At 69.9% G+C, this 20765-nt stretch carries 18 protein-coding genes; 11 read left to right on the plus strand and 7 right to left on the minus strand.

Annotated features, from left to right (window positions below):
- Positions 1–16: 16 nt before the first annotated feature.
- From OED52_RS04390 to OED52_RS04400, 3 genes are all read left to right on the plus strand, one after another.
- On the plus strand, positions 17–634 hold the full coding sequence (locus tag OED52_RS04390) for a TetR/AcrR family transcriptional regulator (RefSeq protein WP_264153467.1): 618 nt from the start codon (positions 17–19) through the stop codon (positions 632–634).
- Between the two features lie 4 nt (positions 635–638).
- On the plus strand, positions 639–2261 hold the full coding sequence (locus tag OED52_RS04395; protein WP_264153468.1) for an acyl-CoA dehydrogenase family protein: 1623 nt from the start codon (positions 639–641) through the stop codon (positions 2259–2261).
- A gap of 91 nt (positions 2262–2352) precedes the next feature.
- Positions 2353–3147: a hypothetical protein gene (locus tag OED52_RS04400; RefSeq protein ID WP_264153469.1), complete on the plus strand. Its 795-nt coding sequence runs from the start codon at positions 2353–2355 to the stop codon at positions 3145–3147.
- An 18-nt stretch (positions 3148–3165) separates the two neighbouring features.
- Here the strand turns inward: OED52_RS04400 and pgi are convergent, their stop codons facing one another.
- Complete coding sequence (pgi, locus tag OED52_RS04405; RefSeq protein ID WP_264153470.1) at positions 3166–4809, minus strand: glucose-6-phosphate isomerase; 1644 nt, start codon at positions 4807–4809, stop codon at positions 3166–3168.
- A gap of 77 nt (positions 4810–4886) precedes the next feature.
- Here pgi and OED52_RS04410 point away from each other — a divergent pair, with 77 nt between their 5' ends.
- A complete protein-coding gene (locus OED52_RS04410; protein ID WP_264153471.1) occupies positions 4887–6338 on the plus strand; it encodes an NAD-dependent succinate-semialdehyde dehydrogenase in 1452 nt (483 codons plus the stop codon).
- A gap of 34 nt (positions 6339–6372) precedes the next feature.
- On the opposite strand, the gene OED52_RS04415 is transcribed toward OED52_RS04410, so the two are convergent.
- The gene (locus OED52_RS04415) at positions 6373–6675 is read right to left on the minus strand and encodes a chorismate mutase (protein WP_264153472.1); all 303 of its coding nucleotides are present in this window, start codon (positions 6673–6675) and stop codon (positions 6373–6375) included.
- A 242-nt stretch (positions 6676–6917) separates the two neighbouring features.
- Between OED52_RS04415 and pcrA the strand changes: the two genes are divergently transcribed.
- On the plus strand, positions 6918–9296 hold the full coding sequence (gene pcrA, locus OED52_RS04420; RefSeq protein ID WP_264153473.1) for a DNA helicase PcrA: 2379 nt from the start codon (positions 6918–6920) through the stop codon (positions 9294–9296).
- A 70-nt stretch (positions 9297–9366) separates the two neighbouring features.
- Here pcrA and OED52_RS04425 read toward each other — a convergent pair whose 3' ends face one another.
- Positions 9367–10323, minus strand: a complete 957-nt coding sequence (locus tag OED52_RS04425; RefSeq protein WP_264153474.1) for a M23 family metallopeptidase — start codon at positions 10321–10323, stop codon at positions 9367–9369.
- A gap of 438 nt (positions 10324–10761) precedes the next feature.
- Here OED52_RS04425 and sucC point away from each other — a divergent pair, with 438 nt between their 5' ends.
- Positions 10762–11931 carry an ADP-forming succinate--CoA ligase subunit beta gene (gene sucC / locus OED52_RS04430; protein WP_264153475.1) on the plus strand — a complete coding sequence of 390 codons (1170 nt, stop codon included), beginning with the start codon at positions 10762–10764 and terminating at the stop codon, positions 11929–11931.
- 15 nt (positions 11932–11946) lie between these two features.
- Positions 11947–12849: a succinate--CoA ligase subunit alpha gene (sucD, locus tag OED52_RS04435; protein ID WP_264153476.1), complete on the plus strand. Its 903-nt coding sequence runs from the start codon at positions 11947–11949 to the stop codon at positions 12847–12849.
- A gap of 78 nt (positions 12850–12927) precedes the next feature.
- On the opposite strand, the gene OED52_RS04440 is transcribed toward sucD, so the two are convergent.
- Positions 12928–13551, minus strand: coding sequence for an IMPACT family protein (locus OED52_RS04440; protein ID WP_264153477.1), 624 nt, complete (start codon positions 13549–13551; stop codon positions 12928–12930).
- Between the two features lie 87 nt (positions 13552–13638).
- On the opposite strand from OED52_RS04440, the gene OED52_RS04445 reads away from it, so the two are divergent.
- From OED52_RS04445 to purH, 4 genes are read left to right on the plus strand one after another with little or no spacing between them, the layout of a single operon-like run.
- Positions 13639–14604: a DUF5336 domain-containing protein gene (locus OED52_RS04445; protein WP_264153478.1), complete on the plus strand. Its 966-nt coding sequence runs from the start codon at positions 13639–13641 to the stop codon at positions 14602–14604.
- Between the two features lie 36 nt (positions 14605–14640).
- On the plus strand, positions 14641–16335 hold the full coding sequence (locus OED52_RS04450; RefSeq protein WP_264153479.1) for a cell division protein PerM: 1695 nt from the start codon (positions 14641–14643) through the stop codon (positions 16333–16335).
- Between the two features lie 55 nt (positions 16336–16390).
- A complete protein-coding gene (gene purN / locus OED52_RS04455) occupies positions 16391–17038 on the plus strand; it encodes a phosphoribosylglycinamide formyltransferase (protein ID WP_264154577.1) in 648 nt (215 codons plus the stop codon).
- Complete coding sequence (purH, locus tag OED52_RS04460; protein ID WP_264153480.1) at positions 17025–18584, plus strand: bifunctional phosphoribosylaminoimidazolecarboxamide formyltransferase/IMP cyclohydrolase; 1560 nt, start codon at positions 17025–17027, stop codon at positions 18582–18584. The genes purN and purH overlap by 14 nt, the downstream gene beginning before the upstream one ends.
- A 32-nt stretch (positions 18585–18616) precedes the next feature.
- Here purH and OED52_RS04465 read toward each other — a convergent pair whose 3' ends face one another.
- The 3 genes from OED52_RS04465 to OED52_RS04475 all read right to left on the minus strand — a co-directional run bounded on the left by OED52_RS04465 (position 18617) and on the right by OED52_RS04475 (position 20748).
- Complete coding sequence (locus tag OED52_RS04465; protein WP_264153481.1) at positions 18617–18853, minus strand: DUF1186 family protein; 237 nt, start codon at positions 18851–18853, stop codon at positions 18617–18619.
- Positions 18854–19152: 299 nt separating this feature from the next.
- On the minus strand, positions 19153–20118 hold the full coding sequence (locus OED52_RS04470) for an alpha/beta hydrolase (protein ID WP_264153482.1): 966 nt from the start codon (positions 20116–20118) through the stop codon (positions 19153–19155).
- 48 nt (positions 20119–20166) lie between these two features.
- Entirely contained in the window at positions 20167–20748 is a 582-nt protein-coding gene (locus tag OED52_RS04475; RefSeq protein WP_264153483.1) for a DUF4126 domain-containing protein, read from the minus strand.
- Positions 20749–20765: the final 17 nt, after the last annotated feature.

The following is a 20765-nucleotide window of genomic DNA, read 5'->3' on the forward strand; positions in this document are numbered from 1 at the left end:
CGGTTCAATCCTTGATGTGGCGTACCGACGCACCCCCGCCGTACAGGAACGGCTCGACGCCCAGCGCGAGGCGATCGCCGCTGCGGCGGTCTCCATGCTGACCGAGGGCGGATACCGCGCCCTGTCCGTCGCCGCGGTCGCCGACCGGGCGGGCGTCGCGACGGGCAGCGTCTACCGCCACTACGCCGACAAGTCCGACCTGATGGTGCGGATCTTCCGGGAACTGTGCACCCGCGAGGTCGAGGCGGTCACGGCCGCGGCCGCACACGGATCCGGAGTGCAGCGGGTGACCGCGGTGGTCGAGACCTTCGCGCGGCGCGCCCTGCGCAATCCCACCCTCGCCTACGCCCTGCTCGCCGAACCTGTCGACGCCGCCGTCGACGCCGAACGCCTCGTGCTGCGCCGCGCCTTCGCCGGGGCCTTCGCGTCGGCGCTGCGTCACGGCATCGACAACGGCGAATTCCCGTGCCAGGACGTCGATCTCACCGCCGCTTCCCTCGTCGGGGCGGTCGGTGAGGTCCTCACCGGCCGCCTTCGCGACGGTGCGGCCGGGTCCACCGTCCCCGATCTCGTCGTTCTCGCCCTGCGAGCGGCGGGGCACCTGCCTTCCGGAACGACATCCTGTCAGGAGTGAAGCCGTGAATTTCCCCGCCACCCACGAAGTGTTCAACCAGGCGCCGGACCTCGAGCCCTACCAGGCCGCCGACGATGCGGCCCTGCTCGAAGGACTGCGCCGCGAAGGCGCGAGCTGGGCCGAGGACGAGGTCCGCGAACTCGGCGCCCTCGCCGGCACCACCCGGGCCCAGGACTGGGGCCGTCTCGCCAACGAGTACCCGCCCGTCCTGCACACCCACGACCGCTACGGTCACCGCATCGACGAGGTCGAGTTCCACCCGCACTGGCACGACCTGATGACCGTCGCCGTCGAGCACGGCCTGCACGCCGCGCCCTGGCGCGATCCGCGTCCCGGCGCGCACGTCGCCCGCGCCGCCAAGTTCTACGTGTGGGGACACACCGACGCCGGGCACATGTGCCCGATCTCGATGACCTACGCGGCGGTCCCCGCGCTGCGCCACGACGCCGAACTCGCCGCGAAGTACGAACCGCTGCTCGCCGCACCGCACTACGACTTCGGGCTGCGCGAACCGTCCACCAAACGCGGTCTCATCGCCGGCATGTCGATGACCGAGAAGCAGGGCGGTTCCGACGTCCGCGCCAACACCACCACCGCGACCCTCAACGCCGACGGCTCCTACACGATCGTCGGGCACAAGTGGTTCACCTCGGCCCCGATGTCCGACCTGTTCCTCACCCTCGCGAAGACCGAACACGGACCGTCCTGCTTCCTGCTGCCGCGGGTGCTGCCGGACGGCACCCGCAACCCGATCCGCATCCAGCGGCTGAAGGACAAGCTCGGCAACAAGTCGAACGCCTCGTCGGAGATCGAGTACGAGAACGCGATCGGCTGGCTCGTCGGGCCGGAGGGCCGCGGCATCAACACCATCATCGAGATGGTGAACATGACCCGCCTCGACTGCGTCATCGGCTCCGCGGTGAACATGCGGGTCGCGACCCTGCGGGCGGTGCACCACGCCCGGCACCGGAAGGCGTTCGGCGCGTTGCTCGTCGACCAGCCGCTCATGCGCAACGTGCTCGCCGATCTCGTCGTCGAATCCGACGCCGCGACCACCATGATGATGCGGCTCGCCGGGGCCACCGACCGCGCCGCCGGCGACGAGCAGGAGGCAGCCCTCCGACGCATCGCCCTGGCCGTCACCAAGTACTGGGTGTGCAAGCGGGCACCCGCGGTCGCCGCCGAAGCCCTCGAATGCCTCGGCGGCAACGGCTTCGCCGAGGAGTCCGGCATGCCCCGGCTGTACCGGGAGTCGCCGCTGATGTCCATCTGGGAGGGGTCCGGCAACGTCGCGGCCCTCGACGCGCTGCGCGCAATGGTCAAGCAGCCCGACACCCTCGATGCCTTCTTCACCGAGGTCCGGCTCGCCGAGGGCGCCGACCACCGGCTCGATTCCGCGATCTCCCGGGTGGGCAAGGAGCTGGCCGACCTCGAGAACGTCGAGTACCGCGCACGCCGCGTCGTCGAACTCATGGCGCTCGTCCTGCAGGGCGCCCAGCTGGTGCGGCACGGGCATCCGGCCGTCGCCGACGCGTTCTGCGCGAGCCGTCTCGACGACGACTGGGGAATCGCGATGGGCACACTGCCCACAGGAGTGGACACCACTGCCGTTCTGTCCCGTATCTGAGGTGTCCCGGGCCGCGCTCGGTTCGCATGTCCGCGGACCCCGGGCATACTGGGGAAGGTCATCCGGCGAATCGAGCACGGGCAGGCCCGTCATGATCGGTAGCAACGAATGGTGGGAGTGGGATCGGCAGATCGCTCTCGCCGTCACAGAGCCCTCGGCGCTGCACCGCGCCCGGATGATCGTGCGCGGCGTCGTCGCCGAGTCCGTGGCCGCGGCCGACAGTCGCAACGGCAACGCCGAGATCCACGGCGTCAACCTCGCGCAGGGCACCCCGGTGCCTCTCGGCCCGCGGCTGGCGTCGATGATCCGCTCTGCGCTGCGGGCGGCCCGCCTGACCGGCGGGACCGTCACCCCCGTCGACTCCGACGATGCCTCGCTGGACGTCGAGTCCGTCCCGCCGATCCACCCGATTCCGACCTATCTGGACATCCATCTCGACGGCGACACCGTCCGCGCACCCTTCGGGGTGAGCATCGACCTCGGCGGGACGATCTCGTCCGACACCGCCGACCACGCCGCGAGGCTGGCCGCGCGCACCCTCGAATGCGGCGTCCTCGTGCGCGTCGACTCGGTCACCGCCACCGCCGGGCACTGCCCGGCGGGCGGCTGGCAGGTGCCGCTGCCGGACCGGGGCTTCGTCGAACTGCCCACGGGGCACGCGATGGCGTCGCACACCGGCGGCGTCGACGATCCGGAGGATCGCTGGCGCATCGTCACCGTCATCGCCGACGACGCCGTCTGGGCCGACGCCGCCGCCCGGACGGCACTGCACCGGGGGATCGGGGCGGTGTCCTGGCTCGAGCAGTACGACCTCGCGGCGCGTCTCGTCGACTCGCACGGCCGGGTCCGGACCACCGCGGCGTGGTCCGATCCGAAGGCGGCTTGAGCCCTACCGCGTGTCGCCCTACCGCTTGTCGCGCAGGGTGCGGTAGGTGGTGATCAGCCGGTCGGTGGACGCATCCCCGGTATCCGGGGTGGCGTCCCCGGCCAGGACCGCCTGCAGGGCGGTGGCCTGGGCCTTGCCGAGCTCGACCCCCCACTGATCGAACGAATCGATCCCCCACACCACCCCCTGGACAAAGGTCTGGTGTTCGTAGAAGGCGATGATCTGCCCGAGCACCGACGGGGTCAGCTCCGGCGCCAGGATCGTCGTCGACGGTCGATCCCCGGGCATCACCTTGTGCGCCACCAACTCCTCGGCGGTACCGTCGCCGCGCACCTCACCGGCGTCCCGCCCGAACGCCAACACTTTGGCCTGGGCGAACATGTTCGCCAGCAGCAACTGCTGCATCGTCACGTCCCCGTCGCGGGCGGGCAGATCCTGCCCCTCGCCGGCGCGGGCGAAACCGAGGAAATCGACCGGCACCACCTCGGTGCCCTGATGCAGCAACTGGAAGAAGGCGTGCTGACCGTTCGTGCCCGGCTCACCCCAGAACACCTCCCCGGTCGGGCACGAGACCGCGGTGCCGTCGGCCCGCACGGACTTGCCGTTCGATTCCATGGTCAGCTGCTGCAGATAGGCCGGCAACCGGCCCAGATCCTGACTGTAGGGCACCACCGCGCGGGAGCGGTACCCGAGCAGGCTCGCGTTCCACACCCCGATCAGCCCGGCGAGCAGCGGCGCATTGCGGGCCGGCTCGGCGGTGGCGAAGTGGGTGTCGATGGCGTGCATGCCGGCGAGGAACTGCCCGAACCGCTCGCGGCCGATCGCGCACATCACCGACAGGCCGATCGCCGACCCCACCGAATAACGCCCGCCGACCCAGTCCCAGAACTCGAACATGTGCGCCGGGTCGATCCCGAACGCGCGGACGCGGTCGGTGTCGGTGGACACCGCCACGAAATGCGCGGCGACGGCGTCCTCGCCCAGGGCGTCGACGAGCCAGCGGCGCGCCGCGGTCGCGTTCGACAGGGTCTCGAGGGTGGAGAAGGTTTTCGAGGCGACGACGAACACGGTGGTGGCCGGGTCCAGATCCGCCAGCGCCGCGGTCAGATCCGCCGGGTCGACGTTGGAGACGAACCGCACCTGGGGGCCGTCGCAGAAACGGCGCAGGGCGCGGGTGGCCATCGCCGGTCCCAGATCCGAGCCGCCGATACCGATGTTGACCACCGTGGTGATCTTCTCGCCGGTGGCGCCGCGCCACGCACCGGAGCGGACCCGGTCGGTGAACTCACCCATCCGGTCGAGCACGGCGTGGACCTGCGCGACCACCTCCACCCCGTCGACCACCAGCTCGGAGTCACGCGGCAGCCGCAGGGCGGTGTGCAGCACCGCCCGGTCCTCGGTGACGTTGATGTGCTCACCCGAGAGCATCGCCGCCCGCGCCCGCGCCACACCCGTCTGCTCGGCCAGCTGCAGGAGGAGGTCGAGCGTGCGCGCGGTGAGGCGCTGTTTGGCGAAGTCGACCACCAGATCACCGGCGGGGACGGTCAATGCCTGTGCCCGCCGGGGTTCGATCTCGAACAACTCCCGCAGGGACACCGACGAGATCTCCTCGCAGTGGGTCACCAGCTCCTGCCACGCTGCCGTTGCGGTTGTGTCGATCATGTGGATGACAGTAGTGCGCCGGGATGGGGATCGCCGGGTTCCCCGCGGCAACGACTCGTGACGCGCATGATGGGCACATGGACACTGCAGAACTGATCCGGTCCGTACCCACCGATCTGTTCCTCGGCGGCAAATGGACCGCCGCCGAGAACGGAGCAACCTTCGCAGTCCACGATCCTGCGACCGGCGAGGAACTCGCCCGTGTGGCCGACGCCGGCCCCGGCGATGCCGTGCGTGCCCTCGATGCAGCCGTCGCGGCCGGTCCCGAATGGGCCGCTACCCCGCCGCGCGAACGCGCCGAACTGCTGCGCGCGGTCTGGCAGAAGATCGTCGACCGCGCCGACGATCTCGCCCTCCTGATGACGCTCGAGATGGGTAAGGCCCTCCCGGAGAGCAGGTCCGAGGTGACCTACGGCGCCGAGTTCCTGCGGTGGTTCTCCGAGGAGGCCGTCCGCATCGCCGGCCGCTATACCCCGGCTCCCGCCGGCACCGGACGGGTGCTCGTCACCAAGCAGCCCGTCGGGCCGTGCCTGGCGATCACCCCGTGGAACTTCCCCCTCGCGATGGGCACCCGCAAGATCGGTCCCGCGCTAGCCGCCGGCTGCACGATCATCGTCAAGCCGGCCTCCGAGACACCCCTGACACTGCTGCTGCTCGCCCGGATGTTCGAGGAGGCGGGGCTGCCCGCCGGTGTGCTGTCGGTGCTGCCCAGCTCGCACGCGAGCGAGGTGACCGGTCCGCTGCTCGAGGATCCGCGGCTGCGCAAGCTCACCTTCACCGGCTCCACCGAGGTCGGCCGCACCCTCGCCGAGAAGGCGGGACGGTCGCTGCTGCGCACCTCTCTCGAACTCGGTGGCAACGCCCCGTTCGTCGTGTTCGAGGATGCCGACCTGGACCGGGCGGTCGAGCAGGCCGTCGCCGCGAAATTGCGCAACGGGGGAGAGGCGTGCACCGCGGCGAACCGCTTCCACGTCGCGAACCCGGTCCGCGCCGAGTTCGTCGACAGGCTCGTCGAGCGCATGAAGGCGTACAAGCTGGGGCCGGGCACCGACCCGGAGTCCACGCTCGGGCCGCTGATCAACGAGAAGCAGCGCAACACCGTCGTCGAACTCGTGGAGGACGCGGTCTCGGCCGGTGCGACCGTGCGGCTCGGCGGTGCGGTCCCGGACGGCCCGGGCTGGTTCTATCCGGCCACGGTCCTCGACGACGTGCCCGCCGAGGCCCGTGTGCTGAAGGAGGAGATTTTCGGTCCGGTGGCGGCGGTGACCGGCTTCGACACCGAGGAGGAGGGCCTGGCCGCGGCCAACGACACCCGCTACGGCCTGGCCGCCTACATCTTCACCCGCGACCTCGACCGGGCACTGCGCGTCTCACACGACCTGGAATCGGGGATCGTCGGCGTCAACCGCGGGGTGGTCTCCGATGTGGCGGCACCCTTCGGCGGCATCAAGGATTCCGGGATCGGACGCGAGGGCGGGACCGAGGGCATCGAGGAGTACCTCGAGACCAAGTACATCGCCCTGCAGTAGGGCTCAGTGGTACCGCCCTGCAGCAGGGTGGAGATCAGTAGCCGAGACGGCCACGCCCGAGGCGGAGCAGCAGCATCGCCAGGGTGTGGCCTTCCTGGCCGAGTTCGCTGAAGCGCTCGAGCACCTTCATCTCGCGGCTGTGCACGAGACGGGGACCACCGGAGGCCATGCGGGTGCGGCCGATCAGACGGGACACCTCGGTGCGGCGCTTGACCGCTGCGAGGATCTCCGCATCGAGCCGGTCGATCTCCTTGCGGAGCTCCTCGATCTCGGCCTGGGTGGGGATCGCGTCCTCGACCGGGTTGCCGGGCACGGAAGCGTCGGTATTGGTGCTCATGTCGTCTCCTCGCATCTGCTCTGAAGTATTGCTCACGGATGAGGTGCCGTTTACCGGAATCGGAAGGTGGCGGCGGCCGGAAAACGGCAGCGGCACTCCGGGTGAGGTCCGAGCCGGCGAAGGACAGAAGACATGGCGTCCAGTTTGCCACCGGGCCGGAACGCGCTGCCACCCGCCCTGCCCCACCGCGTGGTATGTCGAGGGGTTTCGCTGTCCGGCCGGTCCGGTAGGTTGGTAGAACGATGAACACTCCCGTCGCGCTCGATCGTTCCCATCCCGGATCGGATGCCCTCCTCGAGGGGCTCAATCCACAGCAGCGGGAGGCAGTCGTCCACGAGGGGTCGCCCCTGCTCATCGTGGCGGGCGCCGGCTCCGGCAAGACCGCCGTGCTCACCCGCCGCATCGCCTACCTGCTCGCCGAGCGCGGGGTGCTGCCCGGGCAGATCCTCGCCATCACCTTCACGAACAAGGCCGCCGCCGAGATGCGCGAACGCGTGGCCGGGCTCGTCGGCCCGCGCGCCAACGCGATGTGGGTGTCGACCTTCCATTCGAGCTGCGTGCGCATCCTGCGTGCTCAGGCGGGCCTGCTGCAGGGAATGAACTCCAACTTCACGATCTACGACGCCGACGACTCGCGCCGGCTGCTGACGATGATCGCGAAGGACCTCGAACTCGACTCCAAGAAGTACTCGGCGCGGCTGCTGTCGACGCAGATCTCGAACCTCAAGAACGAGCTGATCGGGCCGGAGGAGGCCGCGCACGACGCGGAGACCGATCCCGCCGCGACCGAGCTCGGCCGGGTCGTCGCCCGCGTCTACGCCCACTACCAGCAGCGGCTGCGGGCCGCGAACGCCTTCGACTTCGACGACCTCATCGGCGAGACGGTGGAGCTGCTGCAGAACCACCCGCAGGTCGCCGAGTACTACCGCCGCCGCTTCCGGCACGTGCTCGTCGACGAGTACCAGGACACCAACCACGCCCAGTACGTGCTGGTGCGCACCCTGGTCGGCGACCCCGACGAGGAGTCCGCCGTCGAACCGAGCGAACTGTGCGTGGTGGGCGACGCCGACCAGTCGATCTACGCCTTCCGCGGCGCCACGATCCGCAACATCGAGGAATTCGAGCGCGACTACCCGCAGGCCCGCACCATCCTGCTCGAGCAGAACTACCGCTCGACCCAGAACATCCTGTCCGCGGCCAACGCCGTCATCTCCCGCAACGCCGGCCGTCGCGAGAAGCGGCTGTGGACGGATTCCGGTGAGGGCGAGCTCATCACCGGTTACGTCGCCGACAACGAGCACGACGAGGCACGGTTCGTCGCCGCCGAGATCGACCGGCTCGTCGACACCGGTGAGGTCACCTATTCGGACATCGCGGTCTTCTACCGCACCAACAACGCCTCCCGCGCCTTCGAGGACGTCTTCATCCGGCACGGTGTGCCCTACAAGGTCGTCGGTGGGGTGCGGTTCTACGAGCGCAAGGAGGTGCGCGACGTCGTCGCCTACCTGAAGGTGCTCGACAATCCCGACGACACCGTGAGCCTGCGTCGCATCCTCAACACCCCGCGTCGCGGTATCGGCGACCGGGCGGAGGCGTGCGTCGCGGTGCACGCCGAGCGGCTCGGCGTGAGCTTCGGCCAGGCGCTCCTCGACGCGGCGGCCGGACAGGTCGCGCTGCTGAACACGCGGGCGCAGAAGGCGATTGCCGGTTTCGTCGAGATGCTCGACGATCTGCGGTCGATGCTGGTCGTCAACGACGCCGACGGCAACGACGTCGCGGACATCGGCGACGTGGTCGAGGCCGTCCTCGACCGCACCGGATACCGCGCCGAACTGTCGGCGAGCGACGACCCGCAGGACGGCGCCCGGCTGGACAACCTCAATGAACTCGTCAGCGTCGCACGGGAATTCAGCGCCGATGTGCGCAACGCCGCGGGATTCGTCGACGACGAGCGCGAGGAGGGCGATCCGGAGCCGGGATCGCTCGCGGCGTTCCTCGAGAAGGTCTCGCTGGTCGCGGACGCCGACCAGATCCCCGAGAACGAGGCCGGGGTGGTCACCCTCATGACGCTGCACACGGCGAAGGGCCTCGAGTTCCCGGTCGTGTTCGTCACCGGTTGGGAGGACGGGCAGTTCCCGCACATGCGCGCCCTCGGTGATCCGGCCGAGCTGTCCGAGGAACGACGGCTTGCCTATGTGGGGATCACCCGCGCCCGTCGCCGTCTCTACGTGACGCGCGCGGTGCTGCGCTCGTCCTGGGGTCAGCCCATGACGAACCCGGAATCACGCTTCCTGCAAGAGATTCCGCAACATCTTCTCGACTGGCGCCGCACGGAGCCGGCCCCCGCGCGGGGTGGGGCGATCGGTGCCGGGACGGGTTCGCGGTTCGGTGCGGGCGAGCGGCGCGGTGCGTCGGGTCCGTCCGGATTCGGTGCGGCCCGCGGTCGTGGCAACCAGCTGGTCCTCGCCGTCGGCGATCGTGTCAGCCACGACAAGTACGGGCTGGGCACGGTGCTCGAGACGCGGGGGTCGGGACCCACGGCGACCGTCGTCATCGACTTCGGCAGCGCGGGCAAGGTGCGCTTGATGCTCGTCGGCGGTGTGCCGATGGTCAAGCTGTAGGAGGATGCGCCCGGGGCGGGTCCGCTCCGGAGGATGCGGCGGGCTCCGCGGAAGGGGCGGTGGACCCCGGTCAGTCGCTGAGGATACCGAGGGCGATGCCGCGGGTGGCGAGCCACGGCACGGGATCGATCTTGTCGAGGCCGTTGAGGTGGACCTCGAAGTGCAGGTGCGGGCCGGTGGAGAAGCCACGGTTGCCCACGGTGGCGATCTGGTCGCCGGCCATGACCTTCTGGCCCACGGTGACCAGCGACTGGTCGATGTGGCCGTAGACGGTGATGGTGCCGTCGGCGTGCAGCAGGCGGACCCACATTCCGAAGCCGGAGGCCGGACCGGAGTCGATGACCTCGCCGTCGGCGACCGCGAAGATCGGGGTGCCGATCGGGGCGGCGATGTCGATGCCGCCGTGGATGGTGCCCCAGCGCGAACCGTAGGTGGAGGTGAAGGTGCCGCTGACGGGGAGCACGAACAGCGGCCGGCGGGCCGCGGCCTCCCGGGCGGCGCGTTCCTCGCTGAACCGCTGACCCTTGGCCAGCAGGTTGGAGAACTGCGACAGGTCGTTCGGATCGGCGATGTTGAGGACCTGCGGGGCCTGCGACGGTTCGGCGTCGGCGGTCGACGTGAACTGGGCGGCCTGCGGGACCGCGGTCGCGGCGATCACCGAGGAGTCGGACCGGTCGGCTGCAAGGGCGACCTCGGCGTGCTCGGCCTTCTCGGGGCCGTTGCCGGCGGTCTGCCCCGCGGCGACCACGGCACCGGCGGCGACCGCGAAGACGGCGGCGCGGCCCTTGAGGGCCGTGGGAGGAGTGGGGAGGCGATGGGCTCCACCGCGCGAGGCGGGAGCGGTCACATCGGTGTCGTCGAGGTCGGGGGTGCCGTCGAGATCGGGCCCGGACCAGTCGGTCGGCTCGGCGAGAGGGCCGGTGTTGCGGAAGTCCACGGTTGCGTCCCAGGCATTCCAGTCGTCGGACGCCGAGTCGGGGCGGTGGGCGTGGCTGTCGGCAAACGAGCTGCCTCGGCGCATCGCCATCCTCCGTTTCGTGACCTCATCGTTACTTCGACCAGCTGACGGTAACGAAGTGGTCGCGAACGTGGCAAGCCGTAGAACGAACGGGTGACGTTATGTGATCGGCCTCACAGCGTGGATCCGGGCATTCGGGGCATCGCGGTTCCCTCGCTCGACGTCCGCGCGGACCCGCTCGCTGTGACGCAGCAGGGGATGGGATGCCGGTGTGATCCGCCCCGCGGCGACCTGTCATCCTGAACCCGGTGCTCCTCCCGGTCGCGGCACGTTCTCCACGCCTCGGGCCGGGAGGGGATCCACGAAGTCGTCCCGGGCCTACGCGCGCGTGAGCTGTGCCACATGCGGGAGGCGCACGTGATTCGTAGACCGGTCGAGAAACTAGAGTCCGACACGGCCCGCTCGATACCCCGGAGCGGGCGTGAACGCAGACGAGACGGTGAGCAGATGGATCTCTTCGAATACCAGGCGAAGGAACTCTTCGCCAAGCATGACGTGCCGACGTCGGCCGGCCGTGTTACCGACACTGTCGCCGGTGCCCGCGAGATCGCGGAGGAAATCGGCAAGCCGGTCATGGTCAAGGCTCAGGTCAAGACCGGTGGCCGTGGCAAGGCCGGTGGCGTGAAGTACGCCGCCACCGCAGACGACGCGCAGACCCACGCCGAGAACATCCTCGGCCTCGACATCAAGGGTCACATCGTCAAGAAGCTGCTGGTCGCCGAGGCGAGCGAGATCGCGGAGGAGTACTACATCTCCTTCCTGCTCGACCGCACCAACCGCACCTACCTGGCCATGTGCTCGGTCGAGGGTGGCATGGAGATCGAAGAGGTCGCCGCCACCAAGCCGGAGCGTCTCGCCAAGGTTCCCGTCGACGCCGTCAAGGGCGTCGACCTCGCGTTCGCGCGTGAGATCGCCGAGAAGGGCCATCTGCCCGCCGAGGTTCTCGACGCCGCGGCCGTGACCATCCAGAAGCTGTGGGAGGTCTTCACCAAGGAAGACGCTCTCCTCGTGGAGGTCAACCCCCTCGTCCGCACCCCGGACGACCAGATCCTCGCCCTCGACGGCAAGATCACCCTGGATGCCAACGCCGACTTCCGTCAGCCCGGCCACGCCGAGTTCGAGGACAAGGACGCCACGGATCCGCTCGAGCTCAAGGCCAAGGAGAACGACCTCAACTACGTCAAACTCGACGGCGAGGTCGGCATCATCGGTAACGGCGCCGGTCTGGTCATGTCGACCCTCGACGTCGTCGCCTACGCGGGTGAGAAGCACGGTGGCGTCAAGCCCGCCAACTTCCTCGACATCGGTGGCGGCGCCTCCGCTGCGGTCATGGCTGCCGGTCTCGACGTCATCCTGAACGACGCCCAGGTCAAGAGCGTGTTCGTCAACGTCTTCGGTGGCATCACCGCCTGCGACGCCGTCGCCAACGGCATCGTCAAGGCTCTCGAGATCCTCGGCGACGAGGCCAACAAGCCGCTCGTCGTCCGCCTCGACGGCAACAACGTCGACGAGGGACGCCGCATCCTCGCCGAGGCCAACCACCCGCTGGTCACGCTCGTCGCCACCATGGACGAAGCTGCCGACAAGGCTGCCGAGCTCGCCGCCGCAGCGAAGTAAAAGGACACAACAACAATGGCAATCTTCCTTACCAAGGATTCCAAGGTCATCGTCCAGGGCATCACCGGCGGCGAGGGCACCAAGCACACCGCGCTGATGCTGAAGGCCGGCACTCAGGTCGTCGGCGGCGTCAACGCCCGCAAGGCCGGCACCACGGTCTCGCACACCGACAAGGACGGCAACCCGGTCGAGCTCCCCGTCTTCGGCTCCGTCGCCGAGGCCATGAAGGAGACCGGCGCGGACGTCTCCATCGCCTTCGTGCCGCCGGCGTTCTCCAAGGACGCCATCGTCGAGGCGATCGACGCCGAGATCCCGCTGCTCGTCGTCATCACCGAGGGCATCCCGGTGCAGGACACCGCCTACGCCTGGGCCTACAACGTCCAGAAGGGCAACAAGACCCGCATCATCGGCCCCAACTGCCCCGGCATCATCACCCCGGAAGAGGCGCTCGTCGGCATCACCCCGGCGAACATCGCCGGCAAGGGCCCGATCGGTCTCGTCTCCAAGTCGGGCACGCTGACCTACCAGATGATGTACGAGCTGCGTGAGTACGGCTTCTCCACCGCCATCGGTATCGGCGGCGACCCGGTCATCGGCACCACCCACATCGACGCCATCGAGGCGTTCGAAAAGGACCCGGAGACCAAGGTCATCGTCATGATCGGTGAGATCGGCGGCGACGCCGAGGAGCGCGCGGCCGACTACATCAAGGCCAACGTGACCAAGCCGGTCGTCGGCTATGTCGCGGGCTTCACCGCTCCCGAGGGCAAGACCATGGGCCACGCCGGCGCCATCGTCTCCGGCTCCTCGGGCACCGCTCAGGCCAAGAAGGATGCCCTCGAGGCGGCCGGCGTCAAGGTCGGCAAGACGCCGTCCGAGACCGCGGCCCTCGCTCGCGAGATCCTGAAGTCGCTCTGACGCAGTAGCGTCACCGCCCGTGCGCGGTCCCGACGACCTTCCGTCATCGGGACCGCGCACGCGGCGTTTCGGGACCGGTCAGGCGTCGATCCAGTCGGCGCCCGCCGGTTCCAGTTCTCCGGCACCGGAGGTCAGCGAGGCCACCAGGCCCGCGAGTTCGCCGCGGTCACCGCTCGCGACGGTGAACTCCACGGAGTTCGTGTAGGCGACGTCGAGCACCGGGACACCCCGCCCCCGCAGTTCCGACTCCACCCGGCCCGCATCCGCGTGACCGACGGTGAACGTGAACTTCTCCTGCTTGCGGCGCTCCACCAGCGTCGCGCCGTCGAGGGCCACCGAGACCGCCCCCGAGTACGCACGCACCAGCCCGCCCGCGCCCAGCTTGATGCCGCCGAACCAGCGGGTCACCACCGCAACGACGTTCACCAGGTCGCGGTGGTGGAGCACCTGCAGCATCGGCACCCCTGCCGTGCCGCCCGGCTCGCCGTCGTCGCTCGATCGTTCCGCCCGCGCCGTGATGTCGTCGCCGACGACGAATGCCCAGCAGTGGTGGCGCGCATCGGGATACAGTCTGCGTTGTCGGTCCACGAATGCCAGCGCGGCCTCGGCGGTGTCGACACGACGGAGGGCAGCGCGGAATCGAGAGTGCTTGACCTCCGTCTCGACCACGACATCCGGACCGGGAGCGAGAGTGTGCGGCATGGCCCCCATTCTCGCGGGTGGTGCATAGGCTGGAGCGCAGCGGTCGGACACGGCCGGACCGCGGACCCGATCGCAGCAGGAGGCTCGATGACATTTCCCGCAGGTGCATCCGCCCAGAGCAGGATGGTGCCGTTGCTGTTGCCCCTGGCCGTGGCGGTACTCGGCTTCCTGAACTTCGTGCTCGGCCTGGCCCCGTTCGTGAACATCACCTTCGGTTCCCACGTCGCCCTGTCGTCCTTCGACTTCGGGTTCGCTGTGGTGCCCCTGGCGTTCCTGCTCTTCGGCGGTGCGAGCGCAGCGCTGTCGCTGCTGCCCGGGCAGGACCTGCGGGCCGTGTCGGTGGCGGCATCCGGGGTCGGCTTCGTGACGTCGCTGTTCCAGCTGTTCCACCTGCCGGAGGACACCGGCATCGCGTGGGGTGGGGTGACGATCCTCGTCCTCGGTTTCCTGCAGTTCGCCCTCGCCCTCGTCGGACTGCTGTTCGGGCTCGGCATCCTCGTGTCCGGCCGGTCCGGTCAGCGCAGCGGCGCCGGTTCGCCGCAGTTCGGGGGAGCGCCCGGCTTCGCTCCGGGCCAGGGTTACGGACCCCAGTCGTTCGGCCAGCAGGGACTCGGCCAACAGGCATTCGGCCAGCAGCAGGGCGGATTCGGGCAGCCGCAGGGCTACGGCGCGCCACAGACCGGACCCCAGCCGCAGTACCCCCAGCCGCAGTATCCGGGCGGTCAGCAGTACCCCTTCGGGGGGCGCAGCAGTACCAGCAGTACGGCGGTGCCCAGCAGCAGTACCCGGGCAGCGGGCAGTACGGCAGCGGCCGGTACGGCGGGGGAGAGTACTACTCCGGCGCCCAGCAGTACACGGGAGCGCAGCAGTACACGGGAGCGCAGCCTTCGGAGGCACGGTCCGCGGAGGCGCAGCCCACGGAGACGCAGCCCGCGGAGACGCAGCACACGGAGGAGACCGACGCGGCGAGGACCGAACCCGCCGAGAACGGTGGCCCGGACGCCACCCGGGCCTTCCGTGCCCCGGACGAACAGCGGTGAACGGCGCGCCTGACCCCACGACCGTCCGGTCGGTGACACCCTCGAATCGATGACTTCGACGCTCGGCCGGTCCGCCCGGCATGTTCCAACCGACGATGACGACGACCAGCTCGACCCGGAACGCTTCCGGATCCTGATCGGGACGGCGACACGTCTTCCCGCGGTGACCCTCGCGGTCGTCGCGACCGTGGTGGTGACGACGATGGTCGTCGCCAGCAGCGACCTCACCGGCATCTACGCCGCGATCGCCGGTACCTGGCTGGCGCTGCACCAGGTGACCCTCACGATCGACGGGGTGTCCCTCGGGGTGCTGCCGCTGCTGCCTACCGCCGTACTCGTGTGGCTGGCCGCCCGCAGCTGTGGCGGCGCGGTGGACGCCGTCGTCGAGAGCAAGGGCCGCCCGCTCGACCGGCAGGACGCCTCCCGGATCACCGCCGCCACGCTCGTCGGGCCGCTCGCGGTGACGGCGGTCGCGCTCGTGGTGATGCAGGACGCCGCGGCGGTGCTGCCGGTGTCGCCGCCGAACCCCGCTGCCGCGCTGGCCTGGGTGACCGGGCTGTACCTGCTCGCGGCGGTCCTCGGCATCGGCTCCCGCGTGTGGCGGCCGTTGGTGCGGCACTACGCGCTGCCGGACTGGTTCGTGCTCGCCTTCCGGCCCGCCGTGCGGGTGCTCGCGGGCATGTTCGCGGCTGGCGGTGTCGTGGTGGTGCTCGGCATGCTGTGGTCGTGGAGCACCGTCGGTGATCTGCTCGCCCGCGGCGGCGACTGGACCGGGGTGCTCGGCCTGACGATCCTGTCGATCCTGTACCTCCCCAACGTCGTCGTCGGTGCCGCCGCCGTCCTGGCGGGCAGCACCGTGGACTTCGGCGAGGTCCACCTGAGCCTGTTCGAGGCGACGGGGGGAGACCTGCCCGCGCTGCCGGTGCTCGCGGCGATCCCGTCGGGTCCGGCCGCGTCGTTCTGGCCTGTGCTGCTGGCCGTGCCGGCGACGGTCGGCGCACTGCTCGGCCGTTTCGCCGCCGACCGCACCCTGCAGGCGCAGGCGGCGGGTGTCCCTGTCGGCAGCACCGACGCGGCGTGGACCGTGCTGGTCGCGGCCGCCGGGGCGGGAGTCGTGACCGCGGTGGTCGTCTGGGCGGCCGGTGGTCCCCTCGGGGTGTTCGGGATCGTCGGGGCGAACTGGTGGTTGTCGGGGCTGCTCGTCTTCGCGTGGGCGGGTCTGCTCGGCGTCGTCACCGCGCAGCTGCTGATGTGGCGTGAGGGCCGGCTGACCGCCCGGTCGCTGCGGGTCGCGGCCGCCGCCGATGCCGCGGCGAAGGAGGCGGCGGCCCCCAGGGAGAACACCGCGAACACCGCGAACACCGCGAACACCGCGAACGCCGCGAAGGCCGACGCGGACGAGAGTGAGGCACGGGACGACACCGAGGGCGAGGCACGGGACGACACCGAGGACGACGGGGAGACGGACGCCGCAGTCGCCTCCGCGGATGCCGAAGCTGTCGATGCCGAAGCTGTCGATGCCGATTCGTCGCCGGACGCCGACGACACCGAGGAGGATTCGGAGGAGGACTCCGCCGAGGACGACACCGAGGACCCGGGCGAGGACACGGCTGCCGCGGCCGACGACCCGGAATCCGAGGACACCACCGACGAACCGGAGGAGGACGCGGGAAAGGACACCGACGACGCGGGAAAGGACACCGACATGGAGGTCGCGGACAAGGCCGGGAAGGGCGCCGACTAGGCTTCCCTACGGTCGGTTCAGCGACCGACCCACCTCGACCTCACAGGAGTGGACCCTGACTGCCTCGCGTGACCAGCTGCCGCCCACCGCGCCGGCGCGGCTCGTCGTACTCGCTTCGGGCACCGGCAGCCTGTTGCGTTCGCTGATCGATGCCACCCGCACCGACGACTATCCCGCGACGATCGTCGCCGTCGGTGTGGACCGCGAATGCGCCGCCGAAGGCCATGCCGCCGACGCCGGTATCCCGTCCTTCCGTGTGCGGCTGCGCGACTTCGAGAACCGGTCCGCCTGGGACTGTGCCCTCACCGACGCGGTCGCCGAGCACGAACCCGACATCGTCGTGACCGCCGGGTTCATGAAGATCCTCGGTTCGGCCTTCCTCGAACGTTTCGGGGGCCGGATCATCAACACGCATCCGGCGTTGCTGCCGTCCTTCCCGGGCGCGCACGCCGTCCCCGACGCTCTCGCCTACGGCGTCAAGGTCACCGGATCGACGGTGCACCTCGTCGACGGCGGAGTCGACACGGGCCCGATTCTCGCGCAGGAAGCCGTTCCCGTCCTCGAGCACGACGACGAGGCCACCCTGCACGAGCGCATCAAGGTTGTCGAGCGACGGTTACTGACCGAGGTGGTCGCCGCCGTCGTCACCCGTGGAGTTGTATCCGATGGACGAAAGGCCGTGATCCCCGGTGACCGAACGTAGGACTGTTCGCCGCGCGCTGGTCAGCGTGTACGACAAGAGCGGACTGGTGGAGCTCGCGACCGGGCTGCACGAGGCGGGCGTCGAGCTGGTCTCGACCGGTTCCACCGCGAAGACCATTGCCGACGCCGGTGTGCCGGTGACCAAGGTCGAGGAGCTGACCGGCTTCCCCGAGTGCCTCGAGGGCCGCGTGAAGACGCTGCACCCGCGCGTGCACGCCGGTATCCTCGCCGACACCCGCAAGCAGGACCACCTCGACCAGATCGCCGAGCTCGGCATCGAGACCTTCGAACTGGTCGTCGTCAACCTGTACCCGTTCACGCAGACCGTCGCCTCGGGTGCGAGCCCCGACGAGTGCGTCGAGCAGATCGACATCGGTGGCCCGTCGATGGTGCGCGCCGCCGCGAAGAACCACCCGTCGGTGGCCGTGGTCGTCGATCCCGCCGCCTACGGTGACGTGCTCGAGTCGGTGAAGGCCGGTGGATTCACCCTTGCGCAGCGCAAGCGTCTGGCCGCGCAGGCCTTCCAGCACACCGCCGCCTACGACGTGGCGGTCGCGAGCTGGATGAACTCCGGCTACGCCACCGAGGGGGACGACGCGCAGTTCCCGGCGTGGACCGGTGCGACCTGGACCCGCGCGAACGTGCTGCGTTACGGCGAGAACCCGCACCAGGCCGCCGCGCTGTACGTGAACGAGGCCGGTGAGCCGGGCCTGGCGCAGGCCGAGCAGTTGCACGGCAAGGAGATGTCCTACAACAACTACCAGGACGCCGACGCCGCCTGGCGCGCCGCGCACGACCACAGCGAGCCGTGCGTCGCGATCATCAAGCACGCCAACCCCTGCGGCATCGCGATCGCCGACGACATCGCCACCGCGCACCGCAACGCGCACGAGTGCGACCCGGTGTCGGCCTTCGGTGGCGTCATCGCCGCCAACCGCGAGGTCAGCGTCGAGATGGCCGAGCAGGTCGCCGAGATCTTCACCGAGGTGATCATCGCCCCGGCCTACGCCGACGGTGCCGTCGACGTGCTCTCCCGCAAGAAGAACATCCGCATCCTGCGGGCCGACTCGCCGACCTCGGCGCCGCTCGAGATCCGTCAGGTCTCCGGCGGTCTGCTCCTGCAGGAGCGCGACGTGCTCACCGCCGAGGGCGACGACCCGGCGAACTGGCAGCTCGCGTGCGGTGAGGCCGCGGACGAGGCCACCCTGCGCGATCTCGAGTTCGCGTGGCGTGCCTGCCGTGCCGTGAAGTCCAACGCGATCCTGCTGGCCTCCGGCGGCGCGACCGTCGGTGTCGGCATGGGCCAGGTCAACCGCGTCGACTCGGCGCGTCTGGCCGTCACCCGCGCCGGGGACCGCGTGGTCGGCTCGGTGGCCGCCTCCGACGCGTTCTTCCCGTTCGCGGACGGCCTGCAGGTACTCACCGAGGCCGGTGTGAAGGCGATCGTGCAGCCGGGTGGATCCGTGCGCGACAACGAGGTCATCGAGGCGGCCCGGGAAGCCGGCGTCACCCTCTACCTGACCGGCGCGCGGCACTTCGCGCACTAGGAACGAGTGGGCGGCGCCCGCGTGCACTCCGCTCAGGCGGCGTGTGCGTGGGCGCCGTTCCCGTGTTCGGTGCGGGGACGCTTGCCGCGGCCTTCCGAGATGACCAGCTTGGCCGCACCGCGGTCGATCAGCTCGCGGATCAGGTCGGCCGACGCCGCACCGCTCTCGGTGCCGCTCACCCGGCTCAGGTCGATGGTGATGGCGTGACCGGTCAGGTCCTCGGGCAGATCCTTGGGCACGGTGCCACCGGATTCGATGCGCAGTTTCATGGTGTTCTCCTGTCGGTGATGGTGATGGGGTGTGCGGCAGGCGATCGGATAAAGGAAAGGGCACCCGGGGCGAATGTGCCCCGAGTGCCCGAGAACGAGTCGTCGTGTGACTTCTATTCTCGGGACCGCTCCGCCGCGAAGTGGAAGAAGAGGTGCGAAAACGGTACGGAGCAACCGGATACGTACATGTGCTTGTATCGCATCGAACCGTACCTTTCTCGTGTGAACCAGCGGGTTAACGGATCACCATACACGAACAACGCAAAAATGACATTCGTTGTTTCGCGCAGGGGCGGAGATCAGGCCTTCAGGCTGTCGAGCCAGGCCTCGAAACCGGACGTGAACTCCTCCGAATAGGGCAGATCGGCGACGTAGTCGGCGCCGGTGGACTGCTGGTCGCCGATGTCCTTGAGCACGTGGTTGGTCCGCGTCATCCGCAGCGACGTGAGCCGGGTGTGCACGAGCGCCGCGTCGAGGGCGTCGACGTCCTCGATCCGCACCTGGATGTCCTTGGACGACACGCTCGTCAGCACCGGCAGGTCGCCGGCGATCTGCGCCGCGAGCATCCGCGGATCGAGCGAGTCCTCCTCGGCGAGGGCCTTGGCGTTGGCCGGGACGAGACCGGCGTTGCGCAGCGGTTCGGGCAGGTCGTCGGAGAGGGTGCCGTCGGCGCGCAGCGACTCCACGGCACCGGTGAGCGCGACGCGCAGTTCGTCGGCGATCTGCAGGGGCAGCTGCCCGGCGGCGACGACGGCGTCGAGCTGAGCGTCGATCTGCGCGGTCAGCAGGTCGAGCAGCCGCACCGCGAGGGGCTCGAGCAGGCCGAGCCCGGCGATCGAGTCGTTGTCCTGGGCCAGCGCGAGCGCGATGAGGGAGCCCTCGCTGTGGCCGATGACGTAGAGACGTTCGGGGTCGACACCGCGCTGGGAGCCGAGGAAGGCCAGACCGTCCGCGGCAGCGTCGATGAAGGTGGAGAAGCCGAGATCGGCGACGTCCTCGACGTCGTAGGGACCGAGACCGGTGGTGCCGCTGCCGAGCTTGTCGTAGCGCAGGCTCGCGAAGCCCTTGCGCTCGAGCACGTCGGTGAGGTGCCGCAGGGTGCCGATGGAACCGGGCAGCAGGGCGCTGTCGCCGTTGCGATCGGTGGGGCCGCTGCCGGCCAGCAGCAGCACGCCGGGCACCGGTCCTCTCATGGAGACGGGCACCCGCACACTGCCGTGCAGGGTGACGTCGCCGCTGGAAAAACTGATCTCGGTGTCCGACATGCACATGTGTCTATCAGAAGCCGCCGGGGTGTCCCGCAGCGAGGCGGTTCACGCCGCGCGCGTCGCGCGTGCGCGTCGCACCCGCCGCATCCCCTTGAATCCGAGCCAGCCGAACAGCACCAGCAGCGGCAGCACGAGCAGCGGCACGATCAGGGCGATCAGCGAGGTGACGAACGAGACGGCGCTCTCGACGATCGACACCACGGGGTTGCCGAAACCGGCGGTGCCCGCGGTGGTCGCCATCCGCGTGCCGGTCTGCGCGGTGCTCACCGCCAGCGCGGTCGGGGCGCCGATGACGATCCCGGCCAGCGCGGCCATCGCCGGGTCGAGGCTCGCGAACGCCGCCCACGCCGCGATGGCCCCGGCGACCGGCCGGGTGACCGTGCCGATCATCGACAGGGCGTTGTCGACCAGCGGGATCATGTCGGCGACGAGCTCGGCGACCGTGGCGACCGTGAGCGCGACGAGCGCCCCGGTGGAGCCCAGCCACTGCATCGACTCGTTGAGGACGATGCCGAACAGCTCGAAGTGGACCGCGGCGGCGAGGAGCAGCAGCGGAAGGAAGGTGCGCAGCCCGGTCGCGGCGGCGAGGCCGAGTCCGAGGAAGGCCGCCAGGATCCACGTGTCCATGCGGCGAGTGTAGGCGG

Origin of the sequence: Rhodococcus sp. Z13 (assembly GCF_025837095.1) — a bacterium.
Classification (GTDB): Bacteria; Actinomycetota; Actinomycetes; order Mycobacteriales; family Mycobacteriaceae; genus Rhodococcus; species Rhodococcus sacchari.

Coding starts and splice junctions, on each gene's coding strand:
- OED52_RS04400 (WP_264153469.1), top strand. CDS start 2,353: ATGATCGGTAGCAACGAATGGTGGGAGTGGGATCGGCAGATCGCTCTC.
- pgi (WP_264153470.1), bottom strand. CDS start 4,809: ATGATCGACACAACCGCAACGGCAGCGTGGCAGGAGCTGGTGACCCAC.
- OED52_RS04410 (WP_264153471.1), top strand. CDS start 4,887: ATGGACACTGCAGAACTGATCCGGTCCGTACCCACCGATCTGTTCCTC.
- OED52_RS04415 (WP_264153472.1), bottom strand. CDS start 6,675: ATGAGCACCAATACCGACGCTTCCGTGCCCGGCAACCCGGTCGAGGAC.
- pcrA (WP_264153473.1), top strand. CDS start 6,918: ATGAACACTCCCGTCGCGCTCGATCGTTCCCATCCCGGATCGGATGCC.
- OED52_RS04425 (WP_264153474.1), bottom strand. CDS start 10,323: ATGGCGATGCGCCGAGGCAGCTCGTTTGCCGACAGCCACGCCCACCGC.
- sucC (WP_264153475.1), top strand. CDS start 10,762: ATGGATCTCTTCGAATACCAGGCGAAGGAACTCTTCGCCAAGCATGAC.
- sucD (WP_264153476.1), top strand. CDS start 11,947: ATGGCAATCTTCCTTACCAAGGATTCCAAGGTCATCGTCCAGGGCATC.
- OED52_RS04440 (WP_264153477.1), bottom strand. CDS start 13,551: ATGCCGCACACTCTCGCTCCCGGTCCGGATGTCGTGGTCGAGACGGAG.
- OED52_RS04445 (WP_264153478.1), top strand. CDS start 13,639: ATGACATTTCCCGCAGGTGCATCCGCCCAGAGCAGGATGGTGCCGTTG.
- OED52_RS04450 (WP_264153479.1), top strand. CDS start 14,641: ATGACTTCGACGCTCGGCCGGTCCGCCCGGCATGTTCCAACCGACGAT.
- OED52_RS04465 (WP_264153481.1), bottom strand. CDS start 18,853: ATGAAACTGCGCATCGAATCCGGTGGCACCGTGCCCAAGGATCTGCCC.
- OED52_RS04470 (WP_264153482.1), bottom strand. CDS start 20,118: ATGTCGGACACCGAGATCAGTTTTTCCAGCGGCGACGTCACCCTGCAC.
- OED52_RS04475 (WP_264153483.1), bottom strand. CDS start 20,748: ATGGACACGTGGATCCTGGCGGCCTTCCTCGGACTCGGCCTCGCCGCC.